A 22,066-nucleotide genomic window follows, 5' to 3' on the forward strand; every position below is an offset into this window, starting at 1 on the left:
AACGATGGAGGACGGCGGCATGAGCGAGTCCGTCATGAGCGAGTCCCTCGGGGACGAGCCCGTCATTTCCCTGCGCGGAGTGACCGCGGAACTCGGCTCGCGCCCCGTCCTGCGCGGGATCGACCTCACCGTTCACCGCGGTGAGGTCGTCGCGCTGCTCGGCGCCAACGGCTCCGGGAAGTCGACCGCCGTACGCAGCGTGATCGGTCAAGTCCCGGTCAGCAGCGGCGAGATCGAGCTGTTCGGCACCCCGCGGCGGCGTTTTCGTGAGTGGCGGCGCGTGGGATACGTGCCGCAGCGCACCACGGCCGCGGGCGGCGTGCCCGCCACAGTGAGCGAGGTCGTGTCCTCCGGCCGGCTCTCCCGCAGCCGCTTCGGCGTGCTGCGCAGGGCCGACCGTGAGGCCGTACGCAACGCCCTGGAGCTGGTCGGGATGGCGGACCGGGCCAAGGACCCCGTGGAGGCCCTCTCCGGCGGCCAGCACCAGCGGGTGCTGATCGCCCGCGCCCTCGCCTCCGAGCCCGAGCTGCTGATCATGGACGAGCCGATGGCCGGCGTCGACCTGGCCAGCCAGGAGATCCTCGCGCGGACCCTGCGCGAGCAGGTCGCCCGGGGCACCACCGTGCTGCTCGTCCTGCACGAGCTGGGCCCCCTGGAGCCGCTGATCGACCGTGCGGTCGTCCTGCGCGACGGCTGTGTGCTGCACGACGGCCCGCCGCCCAAGGCCGTCGGCCAGCACGCCCTGCCCGGCCACGACCACGTCCACCCGCACGCGGCGTCGGACTCCGAACCGATCCGGACGGGACTGCTGAGCTGATGGACATCCTCGACTACGCCTTCATGCAGCGGGCGCTGCTGGCCGCCGTCCTCGTCGGCATCACCGCCCCCGCGATCGGCATCTTCCTCGTCCAGCGCCGCCAGGCCCTGATGGGCGACGGCATCGGTCACGTGGCGATGACGGGTGTCGGCCTCGGCTTCCTGCTGTCCAGTTCGCCGGTGTGGATGGCGACGGCCGTCTCGGTCGTCGGCTCGGTCCTGATGGAGCTGATCCGCTGGTACAGCAGGACGCGCGGCGACATCGCGCTCGCGCTGCTCTTCTACGGCGGCATGGCGGGCGGCGTGATGCTGATCAACCTGGCGCCGGGCGGCTCCACGTCCAACCTGAACTCGTACCTCTTCGGCTCGCTGTCCACGGTCTCGGAGCAGGACGTGACGGCGATCTCCCTGCTCGCGGCCTTCGTGGTGCTGGTCACCGTCGGGCTGCGCCGCCAGCTGTTCGCGGTCAGCCAGGACGAGGAGTTCGCGCGGGTGACCGGGCTGCCGGTGCGCGCCCTGAACCTGCTCACGGCCGTCACCGCGGCGGTCACCGTGTCGGTGGCGATGCGGGTGGTCGGGCTGCTGCTGGTCTCCGCGCTGATGGTGGTGCCGGTGGCCGCCGCGCAGCAGCTCAGCCGCAGCTTCGCGGCGACGTTCGCGATCGCCGTGGCCATCGGCGTCGCGGTGACGCTGGGCGGCACCACGACGTCGTACTACAAGGACGTTCCGCCCGGGGCGACGATCGTGCTGATGGCGATCGGTGTCTTCCTGCTGCTCAACGCGCTCGCGGCCCCGCTGGCCCGGCGCAAGGCGCGGGCCCTGGCGGCCGAGCAGGCGGCGGCCGGCGCGGACCCGGCGGAGTGTGCGATTCCGGCCACCCGCGCTCCGACGGGAAAGGTCGGCGTCTGACCGCGCACAGTCCGGCCTGGCACAATGGCCGGGCAAGGGCAGACGTGAGGAGGCAACGGTGACAACCGCTGGATCGCCCGTACGCGGCCGTTCCACCCGGCAGCGTGCCGCCGTGGCGGCGGCGCTCGACGAGGTGGACGAGTTCCGCAGTGCGCAGGAGCTCCACGACATGCTCAAGCACAAGGGCGACTCGGTCGGGCTGACCACCGTCTACCGCACGCTCCAGTCCCTCGCCGACGCCGGCGAGGTCGACGTCCTGCGTACCTCCGAGGGCGAGTCCGTCTACCGGCGCTGTTCCTCCGGTGAGCACCACCACCATCTCGTCTGCCGGGTCTGCGGCAAGGCGGTCGAGGTGGAGGGTCCGGCCGTGGAGAAGTGGGCCGAGGCGATCGCGGCGGAGCACGGCTATGTGAACGTGGCGCACACCGTGGAGATCTTCGGCACATGCGCCGACTGCGCGGCGGCGAAGGGCTGACGCCACCGCCCCTCGGATTTCAGACGCGGGTCAGGTTGCGGTCGAGGAGGGCCCGCAGCCGGTCCACGTCGGCGGGGTGCTGCACGGCACGCTTGGGCAGCACGGTGAAGCCGACGGCGTTCCTGTCGGCGCTGAACAGGGCGAAGACGTCCGCGGTCTCGCGGTAGCGGGGCTGTGCGACCCAGTTGACGGTGGCCGTGGTGTTGTCGGTGGCCACGGCGACCCCGGCGTCCGTTACGGTCACCCGGAAGGTGCCCTGCCGCTCGGCGAGGCGGAAGACCTGCCGCGCCTGGAGCCAGGGCGTCAGGGAGAGCAGCGCCACCGTGCCGACGATCCAGATCAGCGGGAACATCTCCACTCTGTTCCCGGCCAGCGCGACCCCGGCCTCCGCGAGAACGAAGACGGCCGCGAAGCCGATCACCCAGAACCTTGTACGGCCCGCCCGGCTGATCCGCCTGCGCGCTCGCAGCGCCGACGTGAAGTCCGCGACGCTCGGCAGGTACGCCAGTTCGACCGATTCCTGCACGTCCGGCCGCACATTCTGCTGCGCGCCCTGTGCGGCTTCCCCACCCATGTCCATGAGCCGGGATCGTAATGCCCTTCGTCGAGCGCCCTCGGCGAGGGGTGCGGTAGAGGGATAACCCTCGACTCATCCCGCTACCGCTGACATGCGCTGGTCAATCGTGCGACCCTCCCTCCAGTTCTCACACAGGTCCCGCACACACCCGGACCCAGCCTGGGTACTGCACGGCACCGCCCCGCACCGCACTGCTCAGCTCGTCCCGGGCAGCACACCTCCGTCTGCCCGGGCTGTCACCGGTCGCCGAGGCGCGGCCGTCGCAGTAGGAGTACGAGTGAGACGAACCCCCCGTAGAGCGGCCGCGGCCGGAGCCCTGGTGGCCGCCGCCTCCCTTCTGACCGTCGGTATCCAGACGGTCCCGGCGACCGCCAAGCCCGCCGCCCCCCACCCCAGCCCCCTGCGCACCGGGGGCCTGGAGGCGAAGCTCACCCCCGCCCAGCACGCGACGCTGCTGAAGAGCGCGTCGAAGAAGACCACGGCGACCGCGCGGTCGATCGGTCTGGGCACCAAGGAGAGGCTGGTCGTCAAGGACGTCGTCAAGGACAACGACGGCACCGTCCACACCCGTTACGAGCGCACCTACGCCGGTCTGCCGGTGCTCGGCGGTGACGTGATCGTGCACACCCCGCCGGCCTCCCTGGCCTCCGGCACGGTGAGCACCACGTTCAACAGCAAGCGCACCGTCAAGGTCGCCACGACCACCGCGGCCGTCACCAGATCCGCCGCGCAGAGCAAGGCGCTCAAGGCCGCCAAGGACCTCAAGGCGGACAAGCCCACCGCCGACAGCGCCCGCAAGGTGATCTGGGCCGGCAGCGGCACCCCGAAGCTCGCCTGGGAGTCCGTGATCGGCGGCTTCCAGGACGACGGCACGCCCAGCAAGCTGCACGTCATCACCGACGCGACCACCGGCAAGGAACTCCACCGCTACCAGGGCGTGGAGACCGGCACCGGCAACACCCAGTACAGCGGCACGGTGTCGCTGAGCACGACCCTGTCCGGGTCGACGTACCAGCTGTACGACACCACGCGCGGCGGCCACAAGACGTACAGCCTCAACAACGGCACGTCGGGCACCGGCACCCTGATGACGGACTCCGACGACGTGTGGGGCACCGGGTCCGGGTCCAACACCCAGACCGCGGGCGCGGACGCGGCCTACGGGGCCCAGGAGACCTGGGACTTCTACAAGAACACCTTCGGGCGCAGCGGCATCAAGAACGACGGGGTCGCGGCGTACTCGCGCGTCCACTACAGCTCGGCGTACGTCAACGCCTTCTGGGACGACGACTGCTTCTGCATGACCTACGGCGACGGTTCGGGCAGCACGCACGCGCTCACCTCGATCGACGTCGCGGGTCACGAGATGAGCCACGGTGTCACCTCCAACACCGCGGGCCTGGACTACAGCGGTGAGTCCGGCGGTCTCAACGAGGCGACCTCCGACATCTTCGGCACCGGCGTGGAGTTCTACGCCAACAACTCCTCCGATGTGGGCGACTACCTCATCGGGGAGAAGATCGACATCAACGGCGACGGTTCGCCGCTGCGTTACATGGACAAGCCGAGCAAGGACGGCGGCTCCGCGGACAGTTGGTACTCCGGGGTCGGCAACCTGGACGTGCACTACTCCTCGGGCCCGGCGAACCACATGTTCTACCTGCTCTCCGAGGGCAGCGGCAGCAAGGTCATCAACGGCGTGACCTACAACAGCCCGACCTCCGACGGCGTGGCCGTCGCGGGCATCGGCCGGGCCGCGGCCCTGCAGATCTGGTACAAGGCGCTGACGACGTACATGACGTCCAGCACCAACTACGCCGGGGCGCGCACCGCCGCACTGAACGCCGCGACGGCGCTGTACGGCTCCGGCTCCACCCAGTACGCGGGGGTGGCGAACGCCTTCGCCGGCATCAACGTGGGCAGCCATGTCACCCCGCCGACCAGCGGTGTGACGGTCACCAACCCGGGCAGCCAGTCGTCGACCGTCGGCACCGCGGTGAGCCTGCAGGTCTCGGCGAGCTCGACCAACAGCGGCTCCCTGTCGTACGCGGCGACCGGCCTGCCGACGGGCCTGTCGATCAACAGCTCCACGGGCGCCATCACCGGCACCCCGACGACGGCCGGCAGCTACAGCACCACCGTCACGGTGACCGACAGCACCGGCGCGACCGGTACGGCGTCCTTCACCTGGACCGTCAGCTCCACCGGTGGCGGTTCCTGCACCTCGGCGCAGCTGCTGGGCAACCAGGGCTTCGAGTCCGGCAACACCACCTGGACGGCCACCAGCGGAGTGATCGACAACTCCAGCAGCGAGGCGGCCCACGGCGGCTCCTACAAGGCGTGGCTCGACGGGTACGGCTCCACGCACACCGACACGCTGTCCCAGTCGGTGACGATCCCGAGCGCCTGCACCGGCACCACGTTCACGTTCTACCTGCACATCGACTCGGCGGAGACGACCACCAGCACGCAGTACGACAAGCTGACGGTCACCGCCGGTTCGACGACTCTGGCGACCTACTCGAACCTCAACAAGGCGACCGGGTACGTCCAGAAGTCGTTCAGTCTCTCGGCGTTCGCCGGTTCCACGGTCACCCTGAAGTTCAGCGGCGTCGAGGACTCCTCGCTGCAGACGAGCTTCGTGGTCGACGACACGGCGGTCACCACCAGCTGACGCTGTCGCGTCGGGCCAGGTTGCGGTCGAGAACCGACCGCAGCCTGGCCACGTCCGCGTCGGCGCCGCGTTTCGGCAGCAGGACCGGCACGGGCGAGGCCGGGTCGAGGAGGACGAAGGTGCGGCGCGTCTCGGCGCAGCGCTTCACCTCGGCCCAGCGGGTCATGGTGCCGGCGCCCCGGTCGGTGGTGACCCGCACGCCCCACCCGTCCACGAGCGTGCGGTGCTCGCCCCGCGCCGCCGCCCGCCGATGGAAGTGGTGGGCCTGCAGCCACGGCAGCACCACCATGCCGAGCAGGGCCGCGCCCGGCATGGCGAGGGCCATCGGCCGTACGGTGCCGCCGAGGAACAGGGGCACCGCGCCGACGAGGATCCCGAGCCCGGCGGAGCCGAGGAGCAGCCGGCGGGCGAGGCGACCGGCGGCCGAGGCCTTCGCGTGGGCGCGGAACGCCTCACGGAACTCCCCCGCCGTCGCGACGTACACCAGCTCGACTCTCTGCCGGTCCCCGTCCCCGTCCCCGTCCCCGTCGGCCATCGGTTCAGCCCTCCTCGGGCCGGCCCTTCATGGCCTCTTCCATCTCCACGAGCTTCTCGTTGGGGACGGCGCCGCCGAAGCGGCGGTCGCGCTGCGCGAACTCGACGCAGGCGCGCCACAGGTCGCGGCGGTCGAAGTCGGGCCACAGCACGTCCTGGAAGACCATCTCGGCGTAAGCGCTCTGCCAGAGAAGGTAGTTGGAGGTGCGCTGCTCACCGCTCGGCCGCAGGAAGAGGTCCACGTCCGGCATGTCCGGGTAGTAGAGGTACTTCGCGAACGTCTTCTCAGTGACCTTCGACGGGTCGAGCCGTCCGGCCTTCACGTCCTCCGCGAGGGCGAGGGCCGCGTCCGCGATCTCGGCACGGCCGCCGTAGTTCATGCAGAAGTAGAGCGTGAGCCTGTCGTTGTCCTTGGTCTGCTCCTGGGCGATCTGGAGCTCCTTGGCGACCGACTTCCACAGCTTGGGCATCCGGCCCACCCAGCGCACCCGGATGCCGAGGGCGTCGAGCTGGTCGCGGGTCTTGCGGATGAAGTCCCGGTTGAAGTTCATCAGGAAGCGCACCTCGTCCGGCGAGCGCTTCCAGTTCTCGGTGGAGAAGGCGTACAGCGAGATCGCGCCGACGCCCATCTCGATCGCGCCCTGCAGTACGTCGAGCACGCGCTCGGCGCCGACCTTGTGCCCCTCGGTGCGCGGCAGCCCGCGCTCCTTGGCCCAGCGTCCGTTGCCGTCCATGACGATCGCCACATGGTTGGGGATCAGCTCACCCGGGAGCTTCGGCGCGCGGGCGCCCGACGGGTGCGGCTCCGGCGTTTGGTACTCGCTGCGCCGGCGCCCCAGGAACCCGCGTACGACCATGTGCTTCTCGTCTCCCTCTTGCTTGTGTGTGGTGCTTACTTCTCTACGAAACGCAGGGAGCGCAGACCGCGCTCAAGGTGCCAGTGCAGGTACGCCGACACCAGCCCGCTGCCCTCCCGGACATGCCGCGGCTCGCACGCGTCCGCGGTCTCCCAGTCTCCCGTCAGCAGTGCGCCGAGGAGTTCGAGGGCCCCTGCCGAGGGTACGACGCTGCCGGGCACCCGGCAGTCGGCGCAGACGGAACCTCCCGCGGCGACCGAGAAGAACCGATTCGGTCCCGGCATACCGCACTTCGCGCAGGCGCTGAAGCTGGGCGCGTAGCCGTTCACGGCGAGGGAGCGCAGCAGGAAGGCGTCCAGGACGAGGTGCGGTTCGTGCTCGCCGCGCGCGAGGGTGCGCAGCCCGCCGACGAGCAGCAGGTACTGCTGCACCGCGGGCTCGCCCTCGTGGTCGGTGAACCGCTCCGCCGTCTCCAGCATCGCCGTACCGGCCGTGTACCGCGCGTAGTCGGTGACGATCCCGCCGCCGTACGGAGCGATCGTCTCGCTCTGCGTGCACAGCGGCAGCCCGCGCCCGACCAGCTCGCTGCCCCGCGCGAAGAACTGCACGTCGACGTGGGAGAACGGTTCGAGCCGCGCCCCGAACTTCGACTTGGTCCGCCGCACACCGCGCGCTACGGCGCGTACGCGGCCGTGACCGCGGGTGAGCAGGGTGATGATCCGGTCCGCTTCACCCAGCTTCTGGGTGCGCAGCACGATGCCGTCATCCCGGAAGAGACTCATCGCGCACCCCCGCGGGCGTCCTGCTGGGGGTACGGCCCGCGGCACAGCCGCAATCGGACGGGGTGTCCCCCGGGAGAACGCAGCATGATCCGGTCCGCTTCACCCAGCTTCTGGGTGCGCAGCACGATGCCGTCGTCGCGGAACAGGCTCATGGGGCCATTCTCGCGTACGGAATCAGCGAGCGTGGTCGGGGCGGCCGATCGTCTCCCACGGGGCCATGTTCCAGGGGCTGGACCTGTTCGCCGGATCCAGCAGCGACCTCAGATGCGCGTCGGACACCGCCTGCGGCGCGGGCGGGTCCGGGTCCCCCCTGTCCTGGAGGTTGTCGCGCCAGACCATCCGCCCCAGCAGGTAGTGCTCGGCGTACTCCTTCCACGAGGTGTACGACCGCACCACCGACGGCACGATGTTCTTCAGCGCCGTCCATGTGTCGGCCTCGCTCAGCATCCCTGCCGCGAAGCCCCTGCGGGAGATGTCCACGTACAGGCCCGCATCCCACGCGAGCGGCTCCACGCCGAGCCGCCGCCGCGCCCCCGCGCGGTAGCCGCTCCGCGCGAGGTCGTCGAGCCGGTCGACCAGTTCGGCACGCGAGGTGATCTCCCACTGGTCGGCCAGCCACCGGCGGGCCTGCTCGTCGTCGATGCGGGTGAACGGGTACAGGGTCGTCCGCGAGGCGTCCCGGTCCCGGTTCACCGGGGCGCTCAGCGACACCATCCACAGCTGGTGCATGGTGAGGGGAACGGGGTACTTGCGCACGGCCTTCGGCCCGCGACGGTTCCATATCGCCATGCGGCCGCACCCTACGTCACCCCGGGTACGGCCCGGTCAAGGGACCTCACCGCGGCTGCGCGCATTGGCGTACGCCGTCGCCGCGCTGAGCCGTTCCGCCAGGGTCGCCCTGCGCACGTCCTCCGGTGCGCAGTCCCACTCCCTGCCGCCGCCGTACGGTCTCAGCTGGACGTACGGTCCCTCGTGCCCCATGACCACTCCCACTCTTCCGGTACGGGTGTCCACCACGTACGAACTGACCGGCGGCTTCACCGCAGCGCCGCCAGGAGCTTCGCCGCCGTGTCGAGGGAACATCCGCCCAATTCCACCAGCGGACAGGGTGCCTCGCGCGCCAAAGTCGCTGGGTCGATCCGCAGTGACGGCAACTTAATTCCGGCCTTTGCGAGTACCGACCGCAATTCCTTCACAATGTCCTCCGCCTCCTCGACACAGAGCGTCGAGTGTCGTCCCCCGAGTAGTACGTTTTCTTCCGTCACCGTGCTCCCCTTCTCCTTTGAGTTTCACGCTTCGCATCTCCACGATGACGCTCTGCGCCTACACTCGGCAGGAGTCTGTCCGCTACAAGTGCGGCGCAGCGCAGGGGGGTTGGCCATGGCCAATGGTTCACGACAGGCGGCCTGGGAGTTCTTCGGCGCGGAGCTGAAGCGGCGCCGCGAGGACGCGGGGCTCACCCAGGTGGAGCTGGGGACGAGGGTCTTTGTCTCCGGGGGCTACATCGGACAGTTCGAACAGGCTATTCGGAAGCCGCAGTTGGATGTGGCGGTGCGGATTGACGAGATCCTGCAAACCGACGGCATTTTCGAGCGGCTATGGCGAAAGCTCATCAAGGATCAGCCGTATACCGAGTACTTCGCGCACGTGGTGGAACTGGAACGGCTGGCGACGAAGATCTGCCAGTACGCACCAGCGGTGGTACCGGGACTCCTCCAGACGCGGGAGTACGCGCGAGCGATGTATCTGGCGGGCAATCCGCTCGCTGTTGACGAGTACATCGAAGAGCTGGTCAATGCGCGCATGGACCGAACACGGCTGCTCAAGGACGCTACACGACCCATGTATTGGGCGGTCCTCCATGAGACGGTCCTGCGCATCGTCGTCGGTAGCGCGGCGGTCATGGCACACCAGTTGGACCGCATTGCGGCACTGGCGCGAGAGCGCAAGGTGGTGCTGCAGGTGCTGCCGTTCGCAGCGGGGGCGCACCCTGCCATGGGCAAACTGATGACACTCATGGAGTTCGAGGACGCTCCGCCAACCCTCTATACAGAAGGCGTGTCTTCGGGGAATCTGCTGGACGAACCAGCAGTGGTGAAGCGGAACCAGTCGTCTTACGATCTCATCAGGGCCGTCGCGATGTCGCCGGAGGCGTCCCTATCTCTGATCGAGTCGGCAGCGGAGGACCACAGACGATGCGCGAGTACGACCTGAGCAACGCCCGCTGGCGCAAGAGCAGCCACAGCAGCGGAGACGCCGGGGAGGAATGCATCGAGGTCGCCTACGACTTCATCGGCGCCGCCCAGTGGCGCAAGAGCAGCCACAGCGGCGGCAGCGGCGGGGAGGCCTGCGTAGAGGTAGCCGACGGCCTCCCCGGTGTCGTCCCCGTCCGCGACAGCAAGGTCCAGGACGGCCCCGTCCTCCTCATCGGCGCCCCCGCCTGGACCGCTTTCGTCGATGGTCACCTCGTGACGGAGACCAACCCCGCCTCGTAGGCGATGATCACCAGCTGGACCCGGTCCCGCGCGTCCAGCTTGGACAGCAGGCGGGTCAGGTACGTCTTGGCCGTGGCCACGGTGATGAAGAGCTGTTCGGCTATCTCCGTGTTGGAGAGGCCGCTGCCGACAAGGGTGAGGACCTCGCGCTCACGCTCGGTGATGGCGGTCAACGAGCGCCGCACCCGCGCCTGTTCGGGGCGGGCGGCGAAGTCCTGGATGAGGCGGCGGGTCACGCTGGGGGCGATCAGGGCGTCACCGGCCGCGACCACGCGGATCGCGGCGAGGATGTCGTCGAGGCCCATGTCCTTGACGAGGAAACCGGCGGCGCCCGCGCGCAGCGCCCCGTAGACGTAGTCGTCGTCGTCGAAGGTCGTGAGGACGACGATGTGGGTGTCGCCGGTGCCGGCGGTGATGCGGCGCGTCGCCTCGATGCCGTCGACGCCGGGCATGCGGATGTCCATGACGACGACGTCGGGGCGGAGTTGCTCGGCGAGGCGGACGGCCTCCTCGCCGTTCGCGGCCTCGCCGACCACCTCGACGTCTTCGATGTCGGCGATGACCATGCGCAAGGCGGTGCGTATGAGCTGCTGGTCGTCGGCGAGGACGACGCGGATCGTCATCGGGCGACCGCCTCGGCCGGCGCGGGGACAGGCAGGCGGGCCGTCACGCGGAAGCCGCCCGAGGGGCCGGGCGCTGCGGTGAACTCGCCGTGCAGCAGGGCGACCCGCTCGCGCATGCCGGCCAGCCCGAACCCGGTGTCGGTGGTCGTGCCACGGCCCCGGCCGCCGTCGGCGATCTCGATGGAGAGGGCGTCGTCGTCGCCGTAGCCGATGAGGACCTCGCAGGAGTCGGTGGCGGCATGCCGTACGACGTTGGTGACGGACTCCTGGATGATGCGGAACGCGGACAGGTCGATGTCCGGCGGGAGTTGGCGGCGCTCGCCCTTCCAGTGGACGTCCACCCGGACGCCCGCGGCGGTCGTCGCGGCGGCGAGACGGTCGACGTCGGCGAGGCCCGTCGCCTCCAAGGCGGGGCCGTGGTCGGCCTGGCGGAGGGCCACGAGCATGCGGCGCAGGCCGGAGAGGGTCTCACGGCCCGCGTTCTCGACGGCGGACATGGCCTCGCGGGCGGCGTCGGGCTGCGTGGTGACGACACGGGCCGCCGCGCCCGCCTGGAGGGCGATGATGCCGATGCTGTGGGCGACCATGTCGTGCATCTCGCGGGCGATGCGCAGCCGTTCGGTGGTGACGGCCTGCTCGGCGGCCTGCGCGCTGAGCCTGTCGGCGTACTCGCGGGTGCGGTGGGTCGCGTTGCCGAGGAGCCAGGCGATGACGGTGATGAGGGCGACGGCCAGTTCGGCCGACATACCGGCGTCCCAACCGCGCAGGAGCCGTACGGACACCCAGCCCACCAGCGTGGCGAGCGCGAGGGAGAGGGCGATGACGCCGGTGCGGCGGCGCTGCTGGGCCGCGATGAAGTACAGGGCGACGTCGACGGCGACGAACTGGGCGAGCGGGATCCCGCCGACGCCCAGGGTGGTCGTCACAAAGCCTGCGGAGGTGAGTTGCAGGGCGAGAGCCCGCAGGGGGCGTCGGCGCAGGATGCGGCCGCCGTACAGGGCCATCGCACCGGACAGCGCGAGGAACGTCAGGCCGTCCCAACGGTAGAGCTGGGCTGCGGGCCACTGGCCGGGCTCGTACTCACCGGGCAGCCGGAAGGTCGTCAGGAGCGTGAACAGCGTGCTCGCGCACCAGGTCGCGGCCACCCAGCCACCCGGCGGCACGCGCTTGAGCAGGGGAAGCGGCGGAGACGGCGTGACATGCATGGCGCGATCGTAGACGCGGGGATGCGGGCGGTCATCGGCCCGCGGACGTACAACCGGGGTCGACACCCGCGGCGGGCGAATGTCGACGGCGGGGCGATGCCCGGCCGGTGCCGCGGGCGAGACGGTGTCGCATGTGATCGAAGTCAACGAGCTCACCAAACGGTACGGCCCCGCCCTGGCCGTGAACCGCCTCTCCTTCACCGTCCGTCCCGGCCGGGTCACCGGCTTTCTCGGCCCCAACGGCGCGGGCAAGACGACGACGCTGCGCATCCTGCTGGGCCTGATCGAGGCGAGCGGCGGCACGGCGACCATCGACGGGCAGCCCTTCCGGCACCATCCGCGCGGCCTGCGGCACGTGGGCGCACTGCTCGACGCGGGCGATGTGCACGGCGGACGCAGCGCACGCGCCCATCTGGCGGCGCTGGCGCGCAGCAACCGCATTCCGCGCGGGCGGGTGGACGAGGTGCTGGAGGAGGTGGGGCTCGCGGGTGCGGCGGCCAAGCCGCGCATCGACGGGTTCTCGCTGGGCATGAGGCAACGCCTCGGTATCGCGACGGCGTTGCTCGGCGACCCGCCGGTGCTGCTGTTCGACGAGCCGCTCAACGGGCTCGACCCGGAGGGCGTGTTGTGGGTGCGCGGGCTGTTTCGCCGACTGGCCGGCGAGGGGCGGACGGTGTTCGTCTCCAGCCATCTGATGTCCGAGATGGAGCACACGGCGGACGACCTGATCGTCATCGGACGCGGGGAGCTGATCGCCGCGGAGAGCCTGGCGGAGTTCGCGGCGCGCGGCAGCCGCACGACCGTGACCGTGCGCACGCCGGACGCGACCGCGCTGGCGTCCGTGCTGTCCGCCGAGGGCGCGGCGGTGGCGCCGTACGACGACCGCACGCTGAAGGTGACGGGCTTGAGCGCCGCCCGTATCGGTGAACTCGCCTTCCACCACCGGGTGTTGCTCGAAGAGCTGACCCCGCAGGCGGCTTCGCTCGAAGCGGCCTTCATGGCACTGACCGCCGACAGCGTCGAATACCTGGCCGGGGAGTCCCGATGACGACAGCCGCCGTACCCCTGCGCGCAGCCGAGCCGCGCGCCCGCTTCACCGACCTCCTCGCCGCCGAGTGGATCAAACTCCGCTCGCTGCGCTCGACCTACTGGGCGCTCGGGGCCAGCGCCTTCGCGATCATCGCCTTCAACACGAACGCGGCCCGCACGGACCTCTATCCCGTGGACACCGCGGCCCAGCGGGCGGAACACGTGGAGATGGCGCTGCGCGACGCCTTCACCCAGGGCGCCGCCCTGATCATGGTTCTGGCGGTGGCGAGCATCGGTGCGATCACGGTCGTCGGCGAGTACGCGACGGGTCTGATCCGTACGACGTTCGCCGCGGTTCCGGCCCGCCGCTCGGTGATGGGGGCGAAGCTCACGGTCGTGACGGCCGTGATGACGATGTACGGCGCCGTCGTCGCCGCGGCTTCCTTCGCGGCGACCCAGGCGATCCTGTCCGGCCGCGGCGCCGATGTCCCGCTCAGCCAACCCGGCGCCCTGCGCGTCGTCGTGGCGTCCGCGCTCCTCGCCCCGGTCAGCGCCCTGGCGGGGATGGCTCTGGGCGCCCTGATCAGGCACAGCGCGACGACGATGGTCCTCATCACCGGCGTTCTGCTGCTCCTGCCGTCCTTCATCACCGACCGCTACCGCTGGACGGCGGCCATCCGCAACGCCCTCCCCTTCAACGCCTGGTCCCGCCTGGCCGACATGGCCTACGGCCACAACCGGCACATGCTGTTCCCCCGCTACTACCCGCACACCCTCACCGGGAGCTGGATCGTGTACGGGGCGTGGGCCCTCGTGTCGGCGGTCGTCGTGGTGGTCATGGTGGACCGGCGGGACCTGTGAAGCGCCGGACGTAGCGCCGCTGCCAGGGCGTCTCCACGGCATGCCGGTCGTAGTGGCGGCGTACGAAGTCCACCGCCTCGTCGGCCGGTACGCCGTCCAGCACGGCCAGACAGGCCAGGGCCGTCCCGGTGCGGCCGCGGCCGCCACCGCACGCGATCTCGACGCGTTCGCCGGCGGCCCGCTCCCAGGCACCGGCGAGCAGCTCGCGGGCCCGCCCGCGGTCGCTCGGCAGGCGGAAGTCCGGCCAGCGCAACCAGTCGGCGGGCCAAGGGACTTGGGGAGGTTGCTTGCCGAGGAGGTACACCGCGTACGTGGCGGCCGGGGCGTCCGCCGGGAGGGGGTGGCGCAGGGCGCGGCCGCGGACCAGACGTCCGGAGGGCAGCCGCAGGACGCCGGGGTCGTCGGGGTTCCACCGCTCGCTCATGCCCGAAGCCTACGAGGCGCCCCGGCAGGCCCTGCTCAGCCGACGCCGCGCGATTCCTGGGCCGCCCGCGCCTCGATGCCGCGGAAGTGGTCCGCCATGGCCTTCTGGGCGCCCTCGACGTCCCGGGCGCGCAGCGCGGTGACGATGTCGCGGTGGCGGCGGACCGTCACCTCCGGGGCCGGGTCGTCGGTCCAGCCGCGCACGCCGGCGACCCGGCGGAAGACGGTCCAGAACGCGCCGAGGAGCTGGGGGACGAGGGCGTTGCCGAGGGAGGCGTACAGCAACTCGTGGAACTCGTGGTCGAGTTCGGGGAAGGGGCGGCCTTCGCGGCCTGCCGCGTCCATGGCGTCCACGACCGCTTCGAGCTGGTCCAGCTCCGCTTCGGAGAGGGTGGCCGCGACCCGGCGGATCAGCCCCTCCTCCATGACCTCGCGGACCTGAAGAATTTCGGCCAACGCGCCTGTCTCGGCGTCTGGTTGGGCGAGCGTGCGGAAGGTGAGCCCGTCGACGAGCGGGTTCATGGAGGCGTGGCCGACATACGTGCCGTAGCCGTGCCTGATCTCGACTATGTCGAGCGCCTGCAGGGCCTTGAGGGCTTCACGGACGGAGTTGCGGCTCACGCCGAGGTCGGTCATCAGCTCGGTCTCGGTGGGCAGCGGCGCGCCTGCCGGGAGCCTGCGGTCGAGGATCAGCTGCATGACCTCGTGCTGGATCTGACTGCTCACCCGCCGTTCGGACCTCCGGCGGTTTCCGGTCTCCTCGGACATGCGCCGCATCGTACGCTCGCTGGACATCGGACGTCCCACCTCCGGGCCAATCAGGTACCGGCTACCCGCAATTCACGCCGTCATTGGTCGCACCTGTGGAAGATACGCCATTCGTGTGCGATCCCTTGACCGGCCTCGCGCCGCCTTCCTATGGTCACGCTGCCGCCTATGACGTAGGACGTCGTATCTCCCGCCTCTCACGGGGATCGATCCCCCACCGGACCACTTCGGACCACTTCCCCGCTGGACCACTCCCTGCTGGACCACCCCCTGCTGGAGGAACCGTGCGCGACGTGAACCCCGACGGACCGGCGCTGCACCGCCGGTCGTTCCTGAAGTACACCGGCGCGCTGGGTGCCGCCGCAGCCCTCACCTCCTCGCTCTCCGCCTGCTCGTCCGGACCGGAGTCCACCAACGACACCAGTGGCGGCAAGGGCGGGAGGAACGGCACGCTGACCGCCGTCATCGGCTACGGAAACGACGGCACCTGGGACCCCACCCAGACCGCGTCGGCGTTCTGCATGGCCGCCAACAACCACATCTACGAGGGTCTCCTCGACACCGACCCGATCTCCCGCGAGCCGTACGCGGCGCTCGCCACCGAGGTGCCCGCCGACCTCTCCGGCACCTCCTGGAAGTTCACGCTGCGCGCGGGCGCCAAGTTCCACGACGGCAAGCCCGTCACGGCCGACGACGTGGTGTTCGTCTTCGACCGGATCCTCGACCCGAAGACACAGACCCTGGCCAAGGGCTTCTTCGCGCCGTGGCTGAAGCAGGTCAGGAAGATCGACGCGCAGAACGTCGAGCTCGTCCTCAAGTTCCCCTTCCCCGAAGGGATTTCACGACTCACACTCGCCAAGATCATGCCGAAGCACGTGTTCTCGAAGCCGGGCGCCTGGGACGACGCGATCAGGGGCAAGGCGGTGGGCTCGGGCCCCTACCGGCAGACCGCCCACCACCCGAAGTCGAACACCACCTTCGAGGCCTTCGCCGACTACAACGGCCCGCGCGAAGCGGCCTTCAAGAAGATGAACTGGCTGACCATCGTGGACGCGGCCCCCCGCGTGGCGGAGATCTCCGGCGCGAGCGCCGGTGCGCAGATCGCCGACAACATCCCGTACGCCAACATCGGACAGCTGAAGAAGAGCGGGCTGACGGTCGCGGGCGGCGCCGGGATGAACAACCTGTTCCTGATGTTCAACACCAAGCACAAGCCCTTCGACGACGTACGGGTGCGACAGGCGCTGCACTACGCCATCGACACCGGCAAGATGATCGAGGTCGCCCTCAAGGGCCACGGCAAGCCGTCGAGTTCGTTCCTGAACGAGGCCAACCCCGCCTACCGGCCCGCGAAGACGGTCTACGACTACGACCCCGAGAAGGCCAAGCAGCTTCTCAAGGAGGCCGGGGTCAAGGGCTTGAAGATCGAAATCCTTGCGGTGAACGTCAGTTGGATCGTGGACTGCCTGCCCACCATCAAGGCTTCCTGGGACGCGATCGGCGTGCAGACCACGCTCTCGCCGCAGGAGACCACCGCCGTCTTCACCAAGATGGACCAGAAGCAGGACTACCAGGTGGTCGCCGCCGCCTCCAACCCCAACCAGTTCGGCCTCGACGCCGACCTGATCATGCACTACAACTACGGCCCCCAGAACATCTGGATGCAGTACTCCCGCTGGGCCGACAACCCGGTGGCCAAGAAGCTCTTCAAGGACATGGACCGGGCAACCCAGGAGCCGGACGCCGACCGGAAGAAGTCGATGATCCAGGACTACATCGACACCGTCGCCGAACAGGCCGTGCTCTACCCGGTGGTGCACAACGAGCTGATGACGGCATGGGACCCGAGGAAGCTCACCGGCATCCGCGCCCAGCCCTACCCGGGCATCAACCTGCTCCAGGCCAAGTGGGTTTAGGAGTACGGGAGTCGCCCAGTGATCGCCATCGCCAGAATCCTGGCCCGCCGTATCGCCCTGCTCGTGCCGCTGATGCTCGGCATCGTGCTCTTCGTCTTCCTCGTCATGCGGTTCTCCGACGTCGACCCGGCGTCGGCGTTCTTCCAGGGCGCGAACCCAACGCCGCAGCAACTCCACGACTTCCGGCAGCAGAACGGGCTGCTCGACCCGCTTCCGGTCCGCTACGTCGACTTCGTGGGCGATCTGGTGCACGGCGACATGGGCACCAGCGCACTGACCCGGGCGCCGGTCGTCGACCAGGTCACCACCGCGCTGCCGCTCACCCTCCAGCTCACCTTCCTGGGTCTGGGCATCGCGGTGGTGCTCGCGCTGCTCGGCGGGGTGACCGCCGCGATCTACCGCGACCGGGTGCCCGACCAGGTCATCCGGGTCGTCTCGCTGACCGGGGTCGCGGCCCCCGGCTTCTGGCTGGCGCTGCTGATGATCCAGTACCTGGCCGTCGACCGGGGCTGGTTCCCGACCGGTGGATACATCAACCCCGGTGACTCGCTGAGCGGTTGGCTCAAGACGATGACGCTCCCGGCCCTCGCGCTGTCGCTCCCGGTCGCGGCCCAGCTGACGCGGATCGTGCGCACAGCCGTGGTCGAGGAGCTGGACAAGGACTACGTCCGCACGGCGATCGGCAGCGGCCTGCCCCCGGTCGTGGTCGTCGGCCGCAACGTGCTGCGCAACGCGCTCATCAACCCGCTGACCGTGCTGGGACTGCGCGTCGGCTATCTGCTGGGCGGCGCGGTCGTCATCGAGACGATCTTCTCGCTGCCCGGCATGGGGAAGCTGATGATCGAGGCCGTGAAGAACGGCGACCCGGCGGTCGTGCAGGGCGTCGTCCTGACGACCGCCACCGGTTTCGTGGTCGTGAACCTCGTGATCGACCTCCTGTACCTGCTGGTCAATCCTCGACTGAGGGACGCGGCCCGATGATCACTCGCAAGGGCCTCGCCGAGGCCCTCTCCCGCCCCGGCATCCGGCTGCGCGGCCTGCGCCGCCTTCCGATCCTGTCCCGTGTCGCCCTCTGCTTCCTGGCGGTCGTCGTCCTCGCGGCCCTCTTCGCACCGCTGCTCGCCCCGCACGACCCGCTCGACCAGCAGCCGCAGACGGACGGCACCGGGCACCCCTCCGGCAGCCACTGGATGGGTCAGGACAGCCTCGGCCGGGACATCCTCAGCCGGCTGATGTACGGCGCCCGCTGGTCCCTCGCCATCGGCTTGGGCGCAACGGCGCTCGCCCTCGTCGTGGGAGCGCTGCTCGGCGCGGTCGCGGCGACCTCGCGCAAGGCGGTCGACGAGACGCTGATGCGCTGCCTGGACGTGGTGATGGCCTTCCCAGGCATCGCGCTCGCGGCGGTCCTGGTCGCCGTGTTCGGCGGCGGCCTCACCGTGCTGATCTGCGCGATCGCGTTCCTGTTCACCCCGCCGGTGGCCAGGGTCGTCCGGGCCAACGTCCTCGACCAGTACGGCGAGGACTACGTGACCGCCGAGCGCGTGATCGGCGCCCGCACCCCGCACATCGTGCTGCGGCACGTGGCGATCAACTGCGCCGCCCCCGTCCTGGTGTTCTGCACCGTGCAGGTCGCCGAGGCGATCGTCTTCGAGGCGTCCCTGTCGTTCATCGGCGCGGGGGTGCGGCCGCCCGACCCGTCGTGGGGCAGCGTGATCGCCGACGGCAAGAACATGGTGCTGACCGGCGGCTGGTGGGCGACCGTCTTCCCCGGTCTGCTGATGCTGATCACCGTCCTGTCGCTGAACATCCTCTCCGAGGGCGTCTCCGACGCGTGGGCGGCGCCCGCGGCACGGGAGGTGGAGGCCGACACCTCGATCGCGCGGGACCGGCTGGAGGCACCGGAGCCGGGCAGCGGCGCCGTCCTGCCCCTGCCGGGCCTCACCGAGGCGGCCCGCAGACTGCGCGCACGCGCCCGGCCGCTGCCGTCCGGCCGGCCCGTCCTGTCCGTCGAGAACCTCGCCATCGGCTTCGACGCCCGGCACGGCGGGGTGGACATCGTCGACGGCATCAGCTTCGACGTGCACCCCGGTGAAGTCCTCGGCCTGGTCGGCGAGTCGGGCTGCGGCAAGTCGCTCACCGCGCTGACGGTGATGGGCCTGGAGCCGAAGGGGGCCCGGGTGCGCGGCCATGTCCGGTTCGGGCAGCGGGAGTTGCTGGCCGAACCGATGCGCGTGAGGCGTCGGCTGCTCGGCCACGAGATGGCGATGGTCTACCAGGACGCCCTGTCCTCCCTGAACCCGGCCATGACCATCCGGGCCCAGCTCAAACAGGTCGTGCGCAGGGGCGGAAAGCGGTCCCCGGCCGCCCTCCTTGAGCTGGTCGGCCTCGACCCGGAGCGCACCCTGCGCAGCTATCCGCACGAGCTGTCCGGCGGGCAGCGCCAACGCGTCCTGATCGCCATGGCGTTGTCCCGCAGCCCCCGGCTGATCGTCGCCGACGAACCGACCACGGCCCTCGACGTCACCGTCCAGGCCCAGATCATCACCCTTCTGCTGGGCCTGCGTGAGGAGTTGGGGTTCGCGCTGATCCTCGTCTCGCACGACCTGGCACTCGTCGCGGACGTCACGGACCGGGTGGTCGTGATGTACGGCGGACAGATCGTGGAGACGGGGGTGACGGCGGACCTCGTGGAGGCCCCGGCCCACCACTACACCCGCGGGCTCCTGGGCAGTGTCCTGTCGTTGGAGTCGGCCGCCGCGCGCATGACGCAGATCAAGGGGGTCGTCCCCTCCCCCGCGGACTTCCCGGCGGGCTGCCGGTTCGCCGACCGCTGTCCGCTGTCCGACGAGGTGTGCCGTACGACGACACCCGTCCTGCTGGGCACCCGGACGCACACGGCGGCCTGTCACCATCCGGCGGTCGACCTGGCCGCGCAGGCCACGAGCACGGGAAGCGAGGCCGTCACATGACCGGCGCAGCCACCACCGCCACCCTCATGACGGTGTCCGACGCCCACGTCGTCCACAAGGCGCGCACCGGCGGCCTGCTCGCCCGCGACCGGGTGTACGCCCTGACCGGCGCCGACCTCACCATCTCGCCCGGCGAGACGGTGGGCGTGGTCGGCGAGTCCGGCTGCGGCAAGTCGACGCTGGCCAAGGTGCTGGTGGGCGTGCAGCGGCCGACGTCCGGCACGGTGTCCTTCCGTGGCCGCGACCTGTGGTCGATGAAGCCCGCCGAACGCCGCGCGACGGTAGGCCGCAGCACCGGCCTGATCTTCCAGGACCCCTCGACCGCCCTGAACCGCCGCCTCCCCGTCCGGCGGATCCTCCGGGACCCCCTGGACGTGCACCACCACGGCACGAAGTCCGAACGGGAGGAGCGGGTAAGGGAGTTGATGTCACTGGTCGGACTGCCCCGCGGTCTGGCCGACGTCCTGCCGGGCCAGCTCTCCGGCGGCCAGCGGCAACGCGTCGCCATCGCACGGGCCCTGGCCCTCGACCCGGACCTGGTGGTGGCGGACGAGCCGACGAGCGCCCTGGACGTGTCCGTACGCGCGCAGATCCTCAACCTCCTCCTGGACCTCAAGCAACGGCTGGGGCTGGCCCTGGTCTTCGTCTCGCACGACATCCAGACCGTACGCAGGATGAGCGACCGCGTGATCACGATGTACCTGGGCCGGATCGTCGAGGAGGCCCCGGCCCACGAGGTCACGGACGCCTCCCGTCACCCGTACACCCGCGCCCTGTTCTCCGCGACCCCCGGCCTCCTCGACCCCATCGACCCGATCCCGCTGGTCGGGCCGGTCCCCTCGGCGACCCACCCGCCCAGCGGCTGCCCCTTCCGTACGCGCTGCTGGAAGGCCGAGGACGACTGCGCCGCCGTCATGCCGGACTTCGCCGCCGCGTCGTCCCCGGACCACCGCTTCCGGTGCCACCATCCTGTGCAGGAGGGCCAGTCGACGCGTGATCTCGTGTCGCAGGCCTCGGCCACCGCCATGGCCGGCATCCCCGCCCAGCACCAGCCCTAGGGAGCCTTCATGCCGATCCCCGCCCCGCTGACCGGTGTCGTCCCGCCCGTCTGCACCCCCCTGACACCGGACCACGAGGTGGACGTCCCCTCGCTCATCAGGCTCGTGGACCATCTGGTGGAGGGCGGGGTGCACGGGCTGTTCGTGCTCGGCTCGACATCGGAGGCCGCGTTCCTGACCGACGCGGACCGCCGGCTGGTGGTGGAGACGGTCGCCGGGCACATCGGCGGTCAACTCCCGGTCCTGGCGGGCGTGATCGACATGACCACGCCCCGCGTACTGGCCCACGTCGCCGCCGTCTGCGCGGCGGGCGCGGACGCGGTCGTCGCCACCGCGCCCTTCTACACCCGTACGCATCCCGCGGAGGTCGCCCGCCACTACCGCCTGCTCGCCGCCCGCTCACCCGTGCCGGTCTTCGCGTACGACATCCCGGTGGCCGTCCACACCAAGCTCGGCGCCGACCTGGTCCTGGAGCTGGCGTCGGACGGCGTGCTGGCCGGTCTGAAGGACTCCAGCGGCGACCTCGGCGCCTTCCGCTCGGTCGTCACGGGCGCCCGTGCGCACCCGGAGATCACCGGGTTCTCCCTCCTCACCGGCTCCGAACTGATCGTCGACTCCGCGCTGGCGCTCGGCGCGGACGGGGTGGTGCCCGGACTCGGGAACGTCGACCCTGCCGGGTACGTGCGCCTGGACCGGCTCTGCCGCGAGGGCGACTGGGCTCGTGCCCGCGCCGAGCAGGAGCGGTTGTGTGCGCTGTTCGGGATGGTGGACGTGGGCGACCGGGGGCGGATGGGGGCCGGTTCCTCCGCGCTCGGGGCGTTCAAGGCGGCGCTGTACCTGCGGGGGGTCATCGCCTGCGCGGCGACGGCGGATCCTCAAGTCCCCCTGTCGGAGGGGGAGGTGGAGCGGGTGGGGAAGTATCTGGCGGCGGCGGGGTTGCTGTAGCGGTTCTCTCGCCCCCTCTCCCCCTGCATCGCGCTGACGCGCTCGTCCTCAAACGCCGGACGGGCTGAAAACTCTCCGGCCGGCGTAGAAAATCAGCCCCTCCGGCGTTTGAGGAGCGGGGGTCCAGGGGCGGAGCCCCGGAAGACGGGA

At 70.4% G+C, this 22,066-nt stretch carries 24 protein-coding genes; 13 read left to right on the plus strand and 11 right to left on the minus strand.

Annotated features, from left to right (window positions below; genetic code table 11):
- The first annotated feature begins 19 nt into the window (after positions 1 to 19).
- From ABZS97_RS19575 to ABZS97_RS19585, 3 genes are read left to right on the plus strand one after another with little or no spacing between them, the layout of a single operon-like run.
- Positions 20 to 817 carry a metal ABC transporter ATP-binding protein gene (locus ABZS97_RS19575; RefSeq protein ID WP_356139491.1) on the plus strand — a complete coding sequence of 266 codons (798 nt, stop codon included), beginning with the start codon at positions 20 to 22 and terminating at the stop codon, positions 815 to 817.
- Complete coding sequence (locus ABZS97_RS19580) at positions 817 to 1,725, plus strand: metal ABC transporter permease (RefSeq protein ID WP_356139493.1); 909 nt, start codon at positions 817 to 819, stop codon at positions 1,723 to 1,725. The genes ABZS97_RS19575 and ABZS97_RS19580 overlap by 1 nt, the downstream gene beginning before the upstream one ends.
- A 58-nt stretch (positions 1,726 to 1,783) precedes the next feature.
- Positions 1,784 to 2,200 carry a transcriptional repressor gene (locus tag ABZS97_RS19585; RefSeq protein ID WP_356139495.1) on the plus strand — a complete coding sequence of 139 codons (417 nt, stop codon included), beginning with the start codon at positions 1,784 to 1,786 and terminating at the stop codon, positions 2,198 to 2,200.
- A 19-nt stretch (positions 2,201 to 2,219) separates the two neighbouring features.
- On the opposite strand, the gene ABZS97_RS19590 is transcribed toward ABZS97_RS19585, so the two are convergent.
- Positions 2,220 to 2,780, minus strand: a complete 561-nt coding sequence (locus ABZS97_RS19590; protein WP_356139497.1) for a YcxB family protein — start codon at positions 2,778 to 2,780, stop codon at positions 2,220 to 2,222.
- Positions 2,781 to 3,054: 274 nt separating this feature from the next.
- Here ABZS97_RS19590 and ABZS97_RS19595 point away from each other — a divergent pair, with 274 nt between their 5' ends.
- Positions 3,055 to 5,451, plus strand: a complete 2,397-nt coding sequence (locus ABZS97_RS19595; protein ID WP_356139499.1) for a M4 family metallopeptidase — start codon at positions 3,055 to 3,057, stop codon at positions 5,449 to 5,451.
- Here the strand turns inward: ABZS97_RS19595 and ABZS97_RS19600 are convergent.
- The 6 genes from ABZS97_RS19600 to ABZS97_RS19625 are packed head-to-tail and all read right to left on the minus strand — an operon-like array spanning position 5,438 to position 8,665.
- Positions 5,438 to 5,986 carry a YcxB family protein gene (locus ABZS97_RS19600; protein WP_356139501.1) on the minus strand — a complete coding sequence of 183 codons (549 nt, stop codon included), beginning with the start codon at positions 5,984 to 5,986 and terminating at the stop codon, positions 5,438 to 5,440. The two genes, ABZS97_RS19595 and ABZS97_RS19600, sit on opposite strands and share 14 nt — an antisense overlap.
- Positions 5,987 to 5,990: 4 nt before the next feature.
- Entirely contained in the window at positions 5,991 to 6,842 is an 852-nt protein-coding gene (locus ABZS97_RS19605; RefSeq protein ID WP_356139503.1) for an isoprenyl transferase, read from the minus strand.
- A 35-nt stretch (positions 6,843 to 6,877) separates the two neighbouring features.
- On the minus strand, positions 6,878 to 7,624 hold the full coding sequence (recO, locus tag ABZS97_RS19610) for a DNA repair protein RecO (protein ID WP_356139505.1): 747 nt from the start codon (positions 7,622 to 7,624) through the stop codon (positions 6,878 to 6,880).
- Positions 7,621 to 7,776 carry a hypothetical protein gene (locus ABZS97_RS19615; RefSeq protein WP_356139506.1) on the minus strand — a complete coding sequence of 52 codons (156 nt, stop codon included), beginning with the start codon at positions 7,774 to 7,776 and terminating at the stop codon, positions 7,621 to 7,623. The genes recO and ABZS97_RS19615 overlap by 4 nt, the downstream gene beginning before the upstream one ends.
- Before the next feature lie 22 nt (positions 7,777 to 7,798).
- The gene (locus ABZS97_RS19620; RefSeq protein WP_356139508.1) at positions 7,799 to 8,413 is read right to left on the minus strand and encodes a DUF1266 domain-containing protein; all 615 of its coding nucleotides are present in this window, start codon (positions 8,411 to 8,413) and stop codon (positions 7,799 to 7,801) included.
- Positions 8,414 to 8,449: 36 nt separating this feature from the next.
- Complete coding sequence (locus ABZS97_RS19625) at positions 8,450 to 8,665, minus strand: hypothetical protein (RefSeq protein WP_356139535.1); 216 nt, start codon at positions 8,663 to 8,665, stop codon at positions 8,450 to 8,452.
- Between the two features lie 339 nt (positions 8,666 to 9,004).
- Between ABZS97_RS19625 and ABZS97_RS19630 the strand changes: the two genes are divergently transcribed.
- Positions 9,005 to 9,838 carry a helix-turn-helix transcriptional regulator gene (locus ABZS97_RS19630; protein ID WP_356139510.1) on the plus strand — a complete coding sequence of 278 codons (834 nt, stop codon included), beginning with the start codon at positions 9,005 to 9,007 and terminating at the stop codon, positions 9,836 to 9,838.
- Positions 9,820 to 10,119 carry a DUF397 domain-containing protein gene (locus ABZS97_RS19635; protein WP_356139512.1) on the plus strand — a complete coding sequence of 100 codons (300 nt, stop codon included), beginning with the start codon at positions 9,820 to 9,822 and terminating at the stop codon, positions 10,117 to 10,119. The genes ABZS97_RS19630 and ABZS97_RS19635 overlap by 19 nt, the downstream gene beginning before the upstream one ends.
- On the opposite strand, the gene ABZS97_RS19640 is transcribed toward ABZS97_RS19635, so the two are convergent.
- Together ABZS97_RS19640 and ABZS97_RS19645 are read right to left on the minus strand one after the other, a co-directional pair.
- Entirely contained in the window at positions 10,086 to 10,742 is a 657-nt protein-coding gene (locus tag ABZS97_RS19640; RefSeq protein ID WP_356139514.1) for a response regulator transcription factor, read from the minus strand. The genes ABZS97_RS19635 and ABZS97_RS19640 overlap by 34 nt on opposite strands.
- Positions 10,739 to 11,947 carry a sensor histidine kinase gene (locus ABZS97_RS19645; protein WP_356139516.1) on the minus strand — a complete coding sequence of 403 codons (1,209 nt, stop codon included), beginning with the start codon at positions 11,945 to 11,947 and terminating at the stop codon, positions 10,739 to 10,741. The genes ABZS97_RS19640 and ABZS97_RS19645 overlap by 4 nt, the downstream gene beginning before the upstream one ends.
- Before the next feature lie 133 nt (positions 11,948 to 12,080).
- Between ABZS97_RS19645 and ABZS97_RS19650 the strand changes: the two genes are divergently transcribed.
- The gene (locus ABZS97_RS19650; protein ID WP_356139518.1) at positions 12,081 to 12,995 is read left to right on the plus strand and encodes an ATP-binding cassette domain-containing protein; all 915 of its coding nucleotides are present in this window, start codon (positions 12,081 to 12,083) and stop codon (positions 12,993 to 12,995) included.
- On the plus strand, positions 12,992 to 13,837 hold the full coding sequence (locus ABZS97_RS19655; protein ID WP_356139520.1) for an ABC transporter permease: 846 nt from the start codon (positions 12,992 to 12,994) through the stop codon (positions 13,835 to 13,837). Before ABZS97_RS19650 ends, ABZS97_RS19655 begins: the two co-directional genes overlap by 4 nt.
- Here ABZS97_RS19655 and ABZS97_RS19660 read toward each other — a convergent pair.
- Both ABZS97_RS19660 and ABZS97_RS19665 read right to left on the minus strand, forming a co-directional pair.
- Positions 13,812 to 14,261 carry a protein phosphatase gene (locus tag ABZS97_RS19660; RefSeq protein ID WP_356139521.1) on the minus strand — a complete coding sequence of 150 codons (450 nt, stop codon included), beginning with the start codon at positions 14,259 to 14,261 and terminating at the stop codon, positions 13,812 to 13,814. The two genes, ABZS97_RS19655 and ABZS97_RS19660, sit on opposite strands and share 26 nt — an antisense overlap.
- 35 nt (positions 14,262 to 14,296) lie before the next feature.
- Positions 14,297 to 15,037 (minus strand): FadR/GntR family transcriptional regulator, encoded by a 741-nt coding sequence (locus ABZS97_RS19665; protein ID WP_356139537.1) that lies wholly within the window; start codon positions 15,035 to 15,037, stop codon positions 14,297 to 14,299.
- A 275-nt stretch (positions 15,038 to 15,312) separates the two neighbouring features.
- Here ABZS97_RS19665 and ABZS97_RS19670 point away from each other — a divergent pair, with 275 nt between their 5' ends.
- From ABZS97_RS19670 to ABZS97_RS19690, 5 genes are read left to right on the plus strand one after another with little or no spacing between them, the layout of a single operon-like run.
- Positions 15,313 to 16,944, plus strand: coding sequence for an ABC transporter substrate-binding protein (locus ABZS97_RS19670; RefSeq protein ID WP_356139522.1), 1,632 nt, complete (start codon positions 15,313 to 15,315; stop codon positions 16,942 to 16,944).
- A gap of 18 nt (positions 16,945 to 16,962) precedes the next feature.
- Positions 16,963 to 17,925, plus strand: a complete 963-nt coding sequence (locus ABZS97_RS19675) for an ABC transporter permease (protein ID WP_356139523.1) — start codon at positions 16,963 to 16,965, stop codon at positions 17,923 to 17,925.
- Positions 17,922 to 19,913, plus strand: a complete 1,992-nt coding sequence (locus ABZS97_RS19680; RefSeq protein ID WP_356139524.1) for a dipeptide/oligopeptide/nickel ABC transporter permease/ATP-binding protein — start codon at positions 17,922 to 17,924, stop codon at positions 19,911 to 19,913. The genes ABZS97_RS19675 and ABZS97_RS19680 overlap by 4 nt, the downstream gene beginning before the upstream one ends.
- Positions 19,910 to 20,971 carry an ABC transporter ATP-binding protein gene (locus ABZS97_RS19685; RefSeq protein ID WP_356139526.1) on the plus strand — a complete coding sequence of 354 codons (1,062 nt, stop codon included), beginning with the start codon at positions 19,910 to 19,912 and terminating at the stop codon, positions 20,969 to 20,971. The genes ABZS97_RS19680 and ABZS97_RS19685 overlap by 4 nt, the downstream gene beginning before the upstream one ends.
- Before the next feature lie 9 nt (positions 20,972 to 20,980).
- Positions 20,981 to 21,916 (plus strand): dihydrodipicolinate synthase family protein, encoded by a 936-nt coding sequence (locus ABZS97_RS19690; protein WP_356139529.1) that lies wholly within the window; start codon positions 20,981 to 20,983, stop codon positions 21,914 to 21,916.
- Positions 21,917 to 22,066 lie beyond the last annotated feature (150 nt).

This window comes from Streptomyces sp. NPDC005485 (genome assembly GCF_040606085.1).
In the GTDB taxonomy this organism is placed as follows: domain Bacteria; phylum Actinomycetota; class Actinomycetes; order Streptomycetales; family Streptomycetaceae; genus Streptomyces.

Bases quoted from the DNA above. Each gene is read 5' to 3' on its own strand.
- ABZS97_RS19575 (WP_356139491.1), top strand. From the start codon at position 20: ATGAGCGAGTCCGTCATGAGCGAGTCCCTCGGGGACGAGCCCGTCATT.
- ABZS97_RS19580 (WP_356139493.1), top strand. From the start codon at position 817: ATGGACATCCTCGACTACGCCTTCATGCAGCGGGCGCTGCTGGCCGCC.
- ABZS97_RS19590 (WP_356139497.1), bottom strand. From the start codon at position 2,780: ATGGACATGGGTGGGGAAGCCGCACAGGGCGCGCAGCAGAATGTGCGG.
- ABZS97_RS19600 (WP_356139501.1), bottom strand. From the start codon at position 5,986: ATGGCCGACGGGGACGGGGACGGGGACGGGGACCGGCAGAGAGTCGAG.
- ABZS97_RS19605 (WP_356139503.1), bottom strand. From the start codon at position 6,842: ATGGTCGTACGCGGGTTCCTGGGGCGCCGGCGCAGCGAGTACCAAACG.
- recO (WP_356139505.1), bottom strand. From the start codon at position 7,624: ATGAGTCTCTTCCGGGATGACGGCATCGTGCTGCGCACCCAGAAGCTG.
- ABZS97_RS19615 (WP_356139506.1), bottom strand. From the start codon at position 7,776: ATGAGCCTGTTCCGCGACGACGGCATCGTGCTGCGCACCCAGAAGCTG.
- ABZS97_RS19620 (WP_356139508.1), bottom strand. From the start codon at position 8,413: ATGGCGATATGGAACCGTCGCGGGCCGAAGGCCGTGCGCAAGTACCCC.
- ABZS97_RS19630 (WP_356139510.1), top strand. From the start codon at position 9,005: ATGGCCAATGGTTCACGACAGGCGGCCTGGGAGTTCTTCGGCGCGGAG.
- ABZS97_RS19635 (WP_356139512.1), top strand. From the start codon at position 9,820: ATGCGCGAGTACGACCTGAGCAACGCCCGCTGGCGCAAGAGCAGCCAC.
- ABZS97_RS19640 (WP_356139514.1), bottom strand. From the start codon at position 10,742: ATGACGATCCGCGTCGTCCTCGCCGACGACCAGCAGCTCATACGCACC.
- ABZS97_RS19645 (WP_356139516.1), bottom strand. From the start codon at position 11,947: ATGCATGTCACGCCGTCTCCGCCGCTTCCCCTGCTCAAGCGCGTGCCG.
- ABZS97_RS19655 (WP_356139520.1), top strand. From the start codon at position 12,992: ATGACGACAGCCGCCGTACCCCTGCGCGCAGCCGAGCCGCGCGCCCGC.
- ABZS97_RS19660 (WP_356139521.1), bottom strand. From the start codon at position 14,261: ATGAGCGAGCGGTGGAACCCCGACGACCCCGGCGTCCTGCGGCTGCCC.
- ABZS97_RS19665 (WP_356139537.1), bottom strand. From the start codon at position 15,037: ATGCGGCGCATGTCCGAGGAGACCGGAAACCGCCGGAGGTCCGAACGG.
- ABZS97_RS19680 (WP_356139524.1), top strand. From the start codon at position 17,922: ATGATCACTCGCAAGGGCCTCGCCGAGGCCCTCTCCCGCCCCGGCATC.
- ABZS97_RS19685 (WP_356139526.1), top strand. From the start codon at position 19,910: ATGACCGGCGCAGCCACCACCGCCACCCTCATGACGGTGTCCGACGCC.
- ABZS97_RS19690 (WP_356139529.1), top strand. From the start codon at position 20,981: ATGCCGATCCCCGCCCCGCTGACCGGTGTCGTCCCGCCCGTCTGCACC.